Genomic DNA, 11321 nt, shown 5'->3' with positions numbered 1-11321 from the left:
GCATGGGGGACCGTGTGGGAGAGTAGGACGCCGCCGAACAAATTTTAGCCTCAGGCCCTGGGTCATAGACCCGGGGCCTGAGGCATTTTTGCGTTTAAGGTGACGTCATGCGCTATGACCTCGTCATCTTCGACAACGACGGCGTACTCGTCGACAGCGAGCCGATCGCGAACCGGATCCTGGCCGCGTACCTCACCGAGCTGGGTCACACCACCAGTTACGAGGACTCCCTCCGCGACTACATGGGCGCCGCTGTTCACCGCGTCCACGACCTCATCCTGGAGCGGACCGGGCAGCAGCTGCCGGCCGAATTCGACGACACGCTGCACGCGCGCACCTTCGAGGCGTTCGACCGGGAGCTCCAGCCGATAAAGGGTGCGGTGGAGCTGCTGGAGCAGCTGGTGGCCGAGGGCGTGTCGTACTGCGTCGCGTCGTCCGGTTCGCACGAGCGTATTCGTGTGGCGCACCGGCGCACTGGGCTGGACGAGTGGTTCGAGGACGAGTGGATCTTCAGCACGGACGACGTCGGCAAGGGAAAGCCGGCGCCGGACCTCTTTCTCCACGCGGCCCGTTCCATGGGCGTGGAACCGGGGCGGTGCGTGGTGATCGAGGACAGTCCGCGGGGCATCCAGGCCGCGACGGCCGCGGGAATGGATGTCTACGCGCTGACCTCCCTGACACCGAGGGACCGGCTGACCGGGGCGACCGGGCGGTTCGACAGCCTTTCGGAGCTGCCGCAGCTTCTCGCGTGAATCCGCGCCGGCGAATCGTGTGAGCGAGCTACCCAGGGGTAGTGCCGCGCCGTACCCTCATCGGCCATGACGGATGCGCGCTCGCGGCTGAGACACGGTCGGCTCTCCCTGGCGGTCAGTTTCTTCATCCAGGGCGCGGTGTTCGCTCTCCTGGTGACCCGAATACCGGCGATCCAGACCCGGTACGGAATATCCGACGGGCTGCTGCCCGTCTTCCTCGCGGCCGTTCCGGTTCTCGCCGGAGTCGGCAGCATCGCCACCGAGCGCCTGGTGGCGAGAGTGCGGCCCGGGGCCGTGCTCCGGTGGGTGCAGCCCGTTGTCGGCCTCGCCCTGCTCGGGGCCGGTTCGGGGCATGAATTGTGGCAAGTGGCCGTCGCCCTCGGTGTGTTCGGGCTGGCGGTCGGCGGGCTGGACGCCTCGATGAACATGCTCGGGGTGAGCCTCCAGCACGCTTACGGGCGCAGCATCATGCTCGGCTTTCACGCCGCGTACAGCCTCGGTGGCATTGTCGGGGCGTCGCTCGCCTGGGTAGGTGCGCACGAGGGAATTCCACTTGTCGCGATCTATGCGCCGGTGGTCACGGTGGCCGTGCCGGTGGCCCTCGTAGCGAGTGGCTGGTACGCCGACCGGGGCGGTCCGCGCGAAGGGCGAACGGACGGGCCCGGAAGCGGTCCCGGCGAGCGCGGCATGCGCTTTCTGCTGCCGCTGTGTCTGGTGATGGCGTTCGCTTATATAGGGGACTCCACCGTCTCCAATTGGAGTGCCAAATACCTCCAGGAGGTCCTGCACAGTTCCGATCAGGTCTCCACCGTCCCGTACAACGCCTATATGGCGACGACCCTGCTGGGGCGGGCGGTCGGGGACCTGGGGGTGCGGCGTTTCGGGCCGGTGCGGGTGGTGCGGGCGGGGACGCTGCTCGCGGGGTGCGGATTCGGGGTGGTGGCGGTGGCGCCCGGGGCGTGGGCCGGCACCGCCGGATTCACCGTGCTGGGGCTGGGGCTGAGCGTGATCGTTCCGCAGACGTTCGCCGCGGCCGGGAGGAACGCGGAGGAAAGGCTGGGGGCCGGGGCGTCCGATGCGGCCGTCGCCCGGCTGAATATCTTCAATTATGTGGGATTTCTGGTGGGTTCACCCCTCGTGGGCGCGCTCGGGGAATTGTGGAGCTATCGGTGGGCCATGGTCGTACCGATGACTCTGGTGCTTGCTACTTACCGGTACGCCCCTTCGTTCGGCCTGTCGGGTGCCCGCTACGGTGGCGGGCATGAGCGGCCGAGCACAGCTGATGTGGGACGAGGCGGTAACGGGCTATGACTTCGGTCCCGGGCACCCGATGGATCCGGTGCGGCTCGCACTGACGATGCGGCTGGTGGAGGCGTACGGGCTCGACCGCGAGCTCCAGGTCACCGCGGCCCCCGCGGCGGGGGAGTCGACGCTGCGGCTGGTGCACCGCGAGGACTACATCGCGGCCGTGCGGGCGGCCTCGGCCGATCCGGCGGCGGCCGACGGCTCGTACGGGCTGGGCACGGCGGACGACCCGGCGTTCGCGGGGATGCACGAGGCGTCGGCGCTGATCGCGGGGCAGTCGGTGGCCGCGGCCGAGGCGGTGTGGCGCGGGGAGGCGCTGCACGCCGTGAACTTCGCCGGTGGCCTGCACCACGCGATGCCGGGGGCGGCCGCGGGCTTCTGCGTGTACAACGACGCGGCCCTCGCCGTGGCCCGGCTGCTGGAGCTGGGGGCCGAGCGGGTCGTGTACGCGGACGTGGACGTGCACCACGGCGACGGGGTGCAGGCGGCGTTCTGGGAGGACCCGCGGGTGCTGACGATCTCGCTGCACGAGGATCCCCGCACGCTCTTCCCGCAGACGGGCTGGCCCGGGGAGACGGGGGCCGCGGCGGCGGAAGGCGGCGCGGTGAACGTGGCGCTGCCGGCCGGGACGGGGGACGCGGGGTGGCTGCGGGCCTTCCACGCGGTCGTGCCGCAGCTCGTCGCGGCCTTCCGGCCGCAGGTGCTGGTGACGCAGCACGGGGCGGACACCCACTTCGAGGATCCGCTCGCCCATCTCGCGGTCTCGCTGGACGCGCAGCGCGAGGTGGCCGAGGCGTGCCACGCGCTGGCGCACACGCACACGGCCGGCCGGTGGGTGGCCCTGGGCGGCGGGGGCTATGCCGTGGTGGACGTGGTGCCGCGGACATGGACGCACCTGGTGGGCATCGCGGCGGGGCATCCGGTGGAGCCGGCCTCCGCCGTGCCGGAGGAGTGGCGCGCGGAAGTGTTCCGGCGCACGCGGCAGTTGGGGCCGCTGCGGATGACGGACGGGGTGGTGCCGGGATGGCGGGACTTCGACTCCGGCTACGATCCCGCGGACCGGGTGGACCAGGCGATCCTGGCCACGCGCCGGGCGGTCTTCCCGGCCCACGGGCTGCTGCCGTAGGCCGGCCGCCCGGTTACGCCAAGTGTGGGATCCCGGTCCGAAAGGGCGCGCCGTCCCCCGTGGTGCGGCAGCATCGGGGTGTGTTGAGTGCTCGCACCTTGCGTGCGCATCTGCTGGCCGCCCGGCTGGCCGGGACGGTGGCCACGACGCGGGAGCGCAGTCTGGGCCGGTATCGCATGTTCGTGGCCCGGGACCCGCGGGCACTGATCGGGCTGGAGCCCGAACGGGACTGGCTCCTGAGTGATTTGTTACAGCTGATGGGTCGAAGGTGTGGAGTTTCGGCCGATCCTGATCACGCGTCAGGTCAGGATGTGATCGACCCCGACCGCACGATCGCGGCACTCGATGCCTTCGCGGACCGGCTCGCGGCGGCGGCCGCGAGCGGTGCTCCGGTGCTGTTCGGTACCGGTCATCCCCATCGACTCCTGGGCTTCTACGCCGGGTTGGCCGCAGGTCTCTCGGCGGCGGGGTGCAGTGTCCTCACCCCGGCGCAGGGTCGAAGTGTCGACATAACGACCCGGTTCGGGGTACGTACTTACAACCTTGACTACGTTGAAGGAGTCGCGCTGGTGCGTGAACCCGGCGCACGGAGGGGCGCGAGTGAGCCGGGCGCGCATACGCATTCCCCGCTGCCGCTTCGGGTGGCGCTGGCTTCGGCGATGGACGCAGGGGAACCGCTGCCGACGCTGGTCGTCGGGGACCACGGCTGGGTCTGCGGGGCAGGTCAGCTGGGTATTGAGGCCATCGGGCTGGCGGACTCGGACGACCCCGCGCCGTTTGTCGCAGAGGCGGAGGGGCGGGTGTCCGTCGCCGTTCCGCTTGATGACACTGTGCGGTCTGATTACTACCGACCGCTTACTCGCTATGTACTCAATCGAGCGTGTCTGTCACAGTAGGCGGCCGATGGCTGCTCCTCTTCCCCACTCGCATCACCCGCCCCTAACCTGGGGAGTGAGCGCGCAGCGACGAGGAGTCACCGGAGGGGAAGCCGGTGCGCGTCATGTGCGGAAGGTTCAGGTGTGTCATGGCTGCTGGCGAGAGGCCTCTCAACGAGGTCGTGTTCCTGACCGTGGCGGAAGTCGCCTCGGTGATGCGAGTGTCCAAGATGACCGTGTACCGCTTGGTGCACAGTGGTCATCTGCCGGCGATCCGGGTGGGAAGGTCGTTCCGGGTCCCAGAGCAAGCGGTGCACGAGTACCTCCGGGAGTCCTACGTGGGGGTGGAAACAGCCTGACGGGGACCTCGGATTACGTTGTTCGCCCGGTGCCGGGTAGGCTGGCCCGATGTAGGTCGTGTGGGCTCGGACGCCCCGCACCGAGTGAATCGATGTAAGCGAGGGTAGTCGTGGGCTCTGTTATCAAGAAGCGGCGCAAGCGGATGGCCAAGAAGAAGCACCGCAAGCTTCTCAAGCGCACGCGCGTTCAGCGTCGCAACAAGAAGTAAGCAGCGCCGCTGTGTTCGTCCCGCAGCCCTTCCACCGCTCAGCGGTGGGAGGGCTGCGGTGCGTTGCGGTGAGTAAAGCTTTCGCTACGGCTTGAAATGTAGCTCCGCGCATCGGCTGGTCACCACAGCGCAACGACGACCCGCTACGGTGGCCGCGACAGCACCACTGGCAAGGGGCGGGAAGGAAGGCGCTGATCTTGGGCAAGGTCGTGCTCGTCACCGGAGTCGCACGGCAGCTGGGGGGCCGGTTCGTCCGCCGCCTCCTGCGCGAGCCCGATGTGGAGCGGGTCATCGGGGTGGACGCCGTGGCCCCCGAGCGCGGTCTCGGCGGGGCCGATTTCGTACGGGCGGACATCCGCCATCCCGCGATCGCCAGGGTTCTGGCCGAACAGGCCGTCGACACCGTCGTCCACATGGACGTGACCGGCACTCCGCTGGGCAAGCGCGGCAGCCGGGCCACGGTCAAGGAGACCAACGTCATCGGCACCATGCAGCTGCTCGGTGCCTGCCAGAAGACGCCCTCCGTGAAGCGGCTCGTGGTCAAGTCCAGCACGAATGTCTACGGTTCCGCGCCACGCGACCCCGCGATCTTCACCGAGACCACCCCGCCCAAGTCCTTGCCCAGCGGCGGCTTCGCCAAGGACGTGGTCGAGGTCGAGGGATACGTCCGGGCCTTCGCCCGCCGCCGCCCCGACGTGGCCGTGTGCGTCCTGCGCTTCGCGAACATCCTCGGGCCGCACGCCGATTCGCCGCTCGCGGAATACTTCTCCCTGCCCGTCCTGCCGACCGTGCTCGGCTTCGACCCCCGGCTCCAGTTCGTCCACGAGAAGGACGTGCTCGAGGTGCTGCGGATCGCCGCGGGGGAGCCCCGCAGGGGCACCTTCAACAGCGGCACCTTCAACATCGCGGGTGACGGCGTGCTGCTGCTCTCCCAGGCCGCCAGGCGCCTCGGGCGCCCCACCCTCCCCTTCTTCCTGCCGACCGTCACCTGGGTCGGCTCCGCGCTCCGCTCGGTGGGCATGACGGACTTCTCCCCGGAGCAGATCCGGCTGCTCACCCACGGGCGCGTCGTCGGGACCACGGAGATGCGCGAGAGACTGGGCTTCGAACCCCGGTACACGACCGCCGGGGCCTTCGCGGACTACGCGAGCAGCCGTGGCCCCGGACTGCTGCCGCCCGACACCCTCGCCCGTACCGTCGACCGGATCGCCGCGGCCCTGCCTGCCGGCCGCGGCCAGAACTGAGGAGCGCACCCACCATGGCGGACGCGAAGGTCATCCCGTTCGGCGAGGAACCGCGGGCCAAGCGGAAGGGCCAGCGAGTGGGCCGGTCCCGGGCGAGCCGGACGCAGGCGCCGCTCGCGCCCGTACCGCAGCAGCGTGACGAGGACCCGGCCACGGCCGCGGAGGCCGCGGAGCCGCAGCGGGCGCGGGAGCAGGACGGCGGCGGCTGGGACCGCAAGCTCGCGCACGGGCTGAGCTTCCTGCGGCGGCGCATCACCGGTGAGTACGAGGTGGACGACTTCGGCTACGACCAGGAGCTCGCCGACCAGGTGGTGATGTCCGCGCTCCGCCCGTTCTACGAGAAGTACTTCCGGGTGGAGGTGAAGGGGCTCGAGAACATCCCCGACAAGGGCGCGGCGCTGGTCGTCGCCAACCACTCGGGCACGCTGCCGGTCGACGGGCTGATGCTCCAGGTCGCGCTGCACGACCACCACCCGGCCGGGCGGCACATCCGGATGCTCGCCGCCGATCTGGTCTTCGCGCTGCCGGTCATCAACGAGATCTCCCGGAAGCTCGGGCACACGCTCGCCTGTGTGGAGGACGCGGAGAAGCTGCTGGAGCGGGGCGAGGTGGTCGGGGTGATGCCGGAGGGGTTCAAGGGGATCGGGAAGCCCTTCTCCGAGCGCTACAAGCTCCAGCGCTTCGGCCGGGGCGGCTTCGTCTCCACGGCACTGCGTGCCGGGGCGCCGATCGTGCCGTGCTCGATCGTGGGCGCCGAGGAGATCTTCCCGATGGTCGGCAACGCCAAGACGGTGGCGCGGCTGCTGGGCCTCCCCTACTTCCCGCTGACGCCGACCTGGCCCTGGCTGGGCCCGCTGGGTCTGGTGCCGCTGCCGACGAAGTGGACGATCCAGTTCGGCGAGCCGATCCCGACGGACGGCTATCCACCGGAGGCCGCGGACGACCCGATGCTGATGTTCAACCTGACCGATCAGGTGCGAGAAACGATTCAGCACACGCTCTACAAGCAGCTCGTGCAGCGGCGTTCGGTGTTCTTCTGATCTGCATCGCGTTCTGTTCTTATGACAGCGTGTCTTCTGGCAGCGCGTCTTCCGGCAGCGCCCCGAAAGGGCGCTCCGGAGATGACGGCGGCCGGTGTTCTCCCGAACTCTCCGACGTATGAGCTCGGTCCGAGGTGAGGAACACCGGCCGCCAGGGCTGCTGCTACGGCCCTATTTCTCCGGTTCGTTGCGGATGCCGAGGCCCGGGAGGATGTCCGGGAGGAGCGGCGGGATGGTGATGTCCGGCTGCTTGGTCGCCTTGCCGTCCTTGCCCGTGTGCGCCGGGCCGGACGCGCCAGGGGTCTGCGGGGGCTGGAGGAGACCCGTGCCCCCGAGGAGGCCCTCGTGCTCCTGGTGCGCGCCCGGGTCCGCCGAGCGCGTCTGACCGCCGCCGCTGTGCTTGCCGTCGGTGGTCGACGCGGACGACGGGGGCGTCGCGGGGCGGCTGTTCGTCCCGCTGTCGGAGCCGTGCCGGGGGGTGCCGGCCCTGGGCGCCGCGTGCTTGCCCGTGGGGGTGGGCAGCAGGGAACGCAGCGGGCCGACGTCACTGTCTATGGCCGCGAAGACCGAGCTGACCTGATTGCTCACGTCGGCCAGTTGGGAGGGCAGCTTCTCGCGGAGCTGGCTCCAGCCCTCGCGGTGCAGCGAGGCGAAGGAGTCGAGCCGCTCCATCGGGCCGAGGGAGCCGTCCCGCTTATAGGCCGCGTGCAGCAGCCGGTGGCCCTCGGAGACGTCGTGGCGCATGCCGAAGAGGGTCTTGCGGATCTCGCTCAGGGCCTCGGAGTCGAGCGGTCCGGAACGGCCGCGCTCCATCAGGCGGCGCGCCTCGTGGAGCCGGGTCGACGCCTGGTCCAGGAAGAGGCCGCCGCGGGCGGAATCGCCGTCGGCCATACCGAGCTTGATGTCTTCCATGCCGCGCTTCAGGCCGTACAGCGAGTCGCCCGGGAGGGCATTGGAACTCGCCGCCGCGACACCGCCGAAGGCACCCGCGGCCACGCCCACCGTGAGCCCGCCCGCGGCGAGCCCCTTGGTCCAGCGGGAGCGTGGCTTCAGCCGGCTCAGCGCCCGGTGCGCCCCTCGCCCTCGGGTCCTGCTGCCGCGCGGCTCGGGAACGGCGGCAGCGGATCCTCCGGCGAACTGGCTCTCCATGGCGGCGATCAGCTGTGCCCGCTGCACGGTTTTGATCTCGGGGTCGAGCTCGGGTGCGGGCAGGCCGCCGAGCTCGCTCGCCAGGGCCAGCAGCTTCCCCTGCTCGGCGTCATCCGCCGGTGGGCCGGGCTGTGTGGCCGCCGCGCCCTGGAGTTCCTGGTCCTCCAGGGCTTGGGCGAAGGCGTTCGCCCGCCGGTGCGCCGAAACGTTCGCGATCACAGGCGGCACCTCCTCTCGTCATGACGGTCGACTCCCCTCAAGACCGGGAGGGTTGCACGCCCTGAACGCATCCACTCGATCGAGTGAGGGGATACGGGCATGACGTGACCGCAGGGAGTCTGCATCCCGCACAACGACTGGCGCGGCGGCCGGGTTACGCGCCCTTGAGGATGTGACCGCTGGTGAGTGAACGCACGCACAGAGTTAGCGCGCGTCGTCCGGGAGGAGCCGGGCCAGAGTGCGGACGGCGCGGTACTGGAGCGTCTTGATGGCACCCTCGTTCTTGCCCATGACGCGGGCGGTCTCGGCGACCGAGAGGCCCTGGAGGAAGCGGAGGGTGACGCACTCCTGCTGCTGGGGGTTGAGCTTGCGGACCGCCTCCAGAAGGGCGGCGTTGGAGAGGGATTCGAGGACGGAGTCCTCCGGGCTGCGCTCGACCTCGTTGGCGTCGAGCATCTCGCCGGTGGTCACCTCGAGCCGGAACCGCGACGACTTGAAGTGGTCGGCCACCAGATTGCGGGCGATGGTCACCAGCCAGGCGCCGAAGTCACGGCCCTGCCAGGTGAAGGTGCCGATCCGGCGCAGGGCGCGCAGGAAGGTCTCGCTGGTGAGGTCCTCGGCCGTGGCCCGGCCGCCCACCCGGTAGTAGATATAGCGGTAGACCGTATCGGCGTACTGGTCGTAGAGCCGGCCGAAAGCCTCGGCCTCGCCGGCCTGGGCACGCTCGACCAGGTCGAGCATCCGGGCGCTGTCGCTGTCGGCGCTGGGGCGGCGGGTGGTGGTGGACGTACCGGCGCCGGCGCCGCGGCGGGCGCGTCTGCCCACCGCCGCCGCGCTGCCCTCGGCGAGGGCGTAGCAGGGGCCGGCGGGGACGGGTGTGGCGAAGGCGGGGACGGCGTACGCGGTGGGGACGAAGCCGCGCAGGCGGTCGAGGACCGTTGCGCGCAGCGTAGCCAGGCCCGAGGCGTCAACCCCGACGTGTGGGTACACGGGACTCCCAGAGGCAGAGCTTCCATCACGTGCAGTACGGAACCGTTCACTCGTCGTAGGGACAAGGGGGTACCGGTTTGCGTCTGAGGAGAATAACGCTTCGTACAGGCAGCGCTACACCGAGTTGCTCAAATCACCGTTTCCGTTCGATCTCTTACCGCTTCGAGATCGATCAAATATCGAACGCTGAAAGGAAGTTGACCGGATTTGGCGACGGTGTGGCCGAATGGGCTGCGTGTTGTGGCAATCCGGTCACGGAAGGACTGGCGGGGGCCGTGGGAGGGTATGACGACCGGATTGCCTGAGGGTGACGAACGGTTACGCGCTGTTGCGGGCGCACCCGAACGGGACGTACGCCGGTGGCGGGATGCGCGCGCCGGCTGTTGACGCGTCGGCGCCGATGCCTCCGTCGGGCCGGGGTCAGCGCCGGCGGCGGTGCAGGGCGATCGCGGCGGCCGCGCCGCCCGCCAGGGCGCCCACTCCGGCGGCGGCCGGGATGCCGACCTTGGCCGCCTTGCGGCCCGTGCGGTAGTCGCGCAGGCGCCAGCCGCGCTCCCGGGCCAGCTTGCGCAGGCGGCTGTCCGGGTTCACGGCGTAGGGGTGCCCGACGATCGAGAGCATCGGGATGTCGTTCACGGAGTCGCTGTACGCCGCGCAGCGGGCCAGGTCGAGTCCCTCGGCCGCGGCCAGCGCCCGTACGGCCTCGGCCTTCGCGGGGCCGTGCAGCGGCTCGCCGACCAGCTTGCCGGTGTAGACGCCGCCGATCGACTCGGCGACCGTGCCGAGCGCGCCGGTCAGGCCGAGCCTGCGGGCGATGATCGTGGCGGCCTCGATGGGCGCGGCCGTGACCAGCCAGACCTTCTGGCCGGCGTCGAGGTGGGCCTGGGCGAGCGCGCGGGTGCCCGGCCAGATGCGCTCCGCCATGTACTCGTCGTAGATCTCCTCGCCGATGGACATCAGCTCGGAGACGCGGTGGCCCTTGACGATGGACAGGGCGCTGTTGCGGGCGTCCTCGACGTGCTCGGGGTTCTCCGCGCCGACGACGCGGAAGTAGATCTGCTGCCAGACGAAGCGGGCCAGCTCGCGCTTGTGAAAGAAGTGGCGTTTGTAGAGGCCGCGGCCGAAGTGGAAGAGGGACGCGCCCTGCATCACGGTGTTGTCGAGGTCGAAGAAGGCGGCTGCCCGTGCATCGCCGACGACGGGGAAATCCGGCTCGGCGGATTCCGCGTTCCCGGTGCTCTCCGCGCTCTCGGCGTTCTCCTGAGCGGTCTTGCGGGCTGCCTCCGCCGCGGCCTCGCCTGCCAGCACGCTGCGTGCGGTGGCGGAGCGCTTGCGGGGAGTGATCCATCCCAGTGCGGCCATGCCCGGAGCATAGCCAGTTTGTTCGGGGTCACGCCTCCGTGCCTCCGGATGTGCGGACTCGACCGCTCCGGGCCCCGGCTCAGGCCGCGCCCAGGGCCTTCCGCAGGCGGTTCGGGTCCACGCGCCAGAAGTCGTGCTGGGCGCCGTCCACCAGGACGACCGGAATCTGTTCCCAGTACCTGCGGTACAGCTCCTCGTCCTCGTTGATGTCCTTCTTCTCCCAGCGCGCGCCCACCTCGGCGCAGACCTCGGCGATGACCGCCTCGGCGGCGTCGCACAGGTGGCAGCCGGGTTTTCCGATCAGCGTCACGGTGCTGTCGGCGGGGTTCTTGCGGGCGTTGCGGCGCAGCAGCGGGCTCATGGAGGCCATTGTGCCCGGCGGAAGAGGAATCTCGCCGGACGGATTTGGGTGCCTGAGTCGACTACCATCATGTGTCGATTTGTTGGTGTCCGGGGGTATGGCGATGAGGAGTGAGGGCGTGTGTCGCCGTCGATGTTCCCCCGGTGCCGCCGTGGTCGCCATGCGGCGGCCGATGGTTCCCGGATCGGGGCGAAATACCGCGTGACGCCGGTCACTTTGCCCGGACAAAGCGGACACCATCTTTGTGCACGCGTTCACAAAGGCATAGCCTGCGGGGGACGGGGCGGTCCTGGGACGAGGCGCCGCCCGCAGCCCCGCTCTACCCGCAGG

Annotated in this window: 12 protein-coding genes; 8 read left to right on the top strand and 4 right to left on the bottom strand. The window is 70.1% G+C overall.

The genetic code is table 11. The features are described from left to right. Positions 1–107 precede the first annotated feature (107 nt). The 8 genes from ACH427_RS31390 to ACH427_RS31355 all read left to right on the top strand — a co-directional run bounded on the left by ACH427_RS31390 (position 108) and on the right by ACH427_RS31355 (position 6910). Entirely contained in the window at positions 108–752 is a 645-nt protein-coding gene (locus ACH427_RS31390; RefSeq protein ID WP_398875064.1) for an HAD family hydrolase, read from the top strand. 66 nt (positions 753–818) lie between these two features. Beyond that, entirely contained in the window at positions 819–2063 is a 1245-nt protein-coding gene (locus tag ACH427_RS31385; protein WP_398875062.1) for an MFS transporter, read from the top strand. Continuing rightward, positions 2014–3183 carry an acetoin utilization protein AcuC gene (locus ACH427_RS31380; protein WP_398875060.1) on the top strand — a complete coding sequence of 390 codons (1170 nt, stop codon included), beginning with the start codon at positions 2014–2016 and terminating at the stop codon, positions 3181–3183. The genes ACH427_RS31385 and ACH427_RS31380 overlap by 50 nt, the downstream gene beginning before the upstream one ends. Before the next feature lie 80 nt (positions 3184–3263). Continuing rightward, positions 3264–4079 (top strand): phosphatase, encoded by an 816-nt coding sequence (locus ACH427_RS31375; protein ID WP_398875058.1) that lies wholly within the window; start codon positions 3264–3266, stop codon positions 4077–4079. 128 nt (positions 4080–4207) lie between these two features. Continuing rightward, complete coding sequence (locus tag ACH427_RS31370; protein ID WP_031145511.1) at positions 4208–4417, top strand: helix-turn-helix domain-containing protein; 210 nt, start codon at positions 4208–4210, stop codon at positions 4415–4417. Positions 4418–4527: 110 nt separating this feature from the next. Further along, positions 4528–4626 (top strand): 30S ribosomal protein bS22, encoded by a 99-nt coding sequence (locus tag ACH427_RS31365; RefSeq protein ID WP_003948845.1) that lies wholly within the window; start codon positions 4528–4530, stop codon positions 4624–4626. 197 nt (positions 4627–4823) lie between these two features. Then, positions 4824–5870 (top strand): NAD-dependent epimerase/dehydratase family protein, encoded by a 1047-nt coding sequence (locus ACH427_RS31360; protein ID WP_398875055.1) that lies wholly within the window; start codon positions 4824–4826, stop codon positions 5868–5870. Positions 5871–5884: 14 nt separating this feature from the next. After that, positions 5885–6910 carry a lysophospholipid acyltransferase family protein gene (locus tag ACH427_RS31355; RefSeq protein ID WP_398875053.1) on the top strand — a complete coding sequence of 342 codons (1026 nt, stop codon included), beginning with the start codon at positions 5885–5887 and terminating at the stop codon, positions 6908–6910. Between the two features lie 171 nt (positions 6911–7081). Here ACH427_RS31355 and ACH427_RS31350 read toward each other — a convergent pair whose 3' ends face one another. The 4 genes from ACH427_RS31350 to ACH427_RS31335 all read right to left on the bottom strand — a co-directional run bounded on the left by ACH427_RS31350 (position 7082) and on the right by ACH427_RS31335 (position 10991). Continuing rightward, a complete protein-coding gene (locus ACH427_RS31350; protein WP_398875051.1) occupies positions 7082–8278 on the bottom strand; it encodes a DUF5667 domain-containing protein in 1197 nt (398 codons plus the stop codon). 204 nt (positions 8279–8482) lie between these two features. Then, entirely contained in the window at positions 8483–9268 is a 786-nt protein-coding gene (locus ACH427_RS31345) for an ECF subfamily RNA polymerase sigma factor, BldN family (protein ID WP_116212650.1), read from the bottom strand. A 420-nt stretch (positions 9269–9688) separates the two neighbouring features. Continuing rightward, a complete protein-coding gene (locus ACH427_RS31340) occupies positions 9689–10630 on the bottom strand; it encodes an HAD family hydrolase (RefSeq protein ID WP_398875048.1) in 942 nt (313 codons plus the stop codon). A gap of 79 nt (positions 10631–10709) precedes the next feature. Continuing rightward, positions 10710–10991, bottom strand: coding sequence for a glutaredoxin family protein (locus ACH427_RS31335; protein WP_398875046.1), 282 nt, complete (start codon positions 10989–10991; stop codon positions 10710–10712). Between the last annotated feature and the right edge of the window lie 330 nt (positions 10992–11321).

Origin of the sequence: Streptomyces sp. NPDC020379, from assembly GCF_044387105.1 — a bacterium.
GTDB lineage: Bacteria > Actinomycetota > Actinomycetes > Streptomycetales > Streptomycetaceae > Streptomyces.
This window is presented reverse-complemented; position numbering and strand designations above follow the sequence as displayed.

Bases quoted from the DNA above. Each gene is read 5' to 3' on its own strand.
- ACH427_RS31390 (WP_398875064.1), top strand. From the start codon at position 108: ATGCGCTATGACCTCGTCATCTTCGACAACGACGGCGTACTCGTCGAC.
- ACH427_RS31385 (WP_398875062.1), top strand. From the start codon at position 819: ATGACGGATGCGCGCTCGCGGCTGAGACACGGTCGGCTCTCCCTGGCG.
- ACH427_RS31380 (WP_398875060.1), top strand. From the start codon at position 2,014: ATGAGCGGCCGAGCACAGCTGATGTGGGACGAGGCGGTAACGGGCTAT.
- ACH427_RS31370 (WP_031145511.1), top strand. From the start codon at position 4,208: ATGGCTGCTGGCGAGAGGCCTCTCAACGAGGTCGTGTTCCTGACCGTG.
- ACH427_RS31355 (WP_398875053.1), top strand. From the start codon at position 5,885: ATGGCGGACGCGAAGGTCATCCCGTTCGGCGAGGAACCGCGGGCCAAG.
- ACH427_RS31340 (WP_398875048.1), bottom strand. From the start codon at position 10,630: ATGGCCGCACTGGGATGGATCACTCCCCGCAAGCGCTCCGCCACCGCA.
- ACH427_RS31335 (WP_398875046.1), bottom strand. From the start codon at position 10,991: ATGAGCCCGCTGCTGCGCCGCAACGCCCGCAAGAACCCCGCCGACAGC.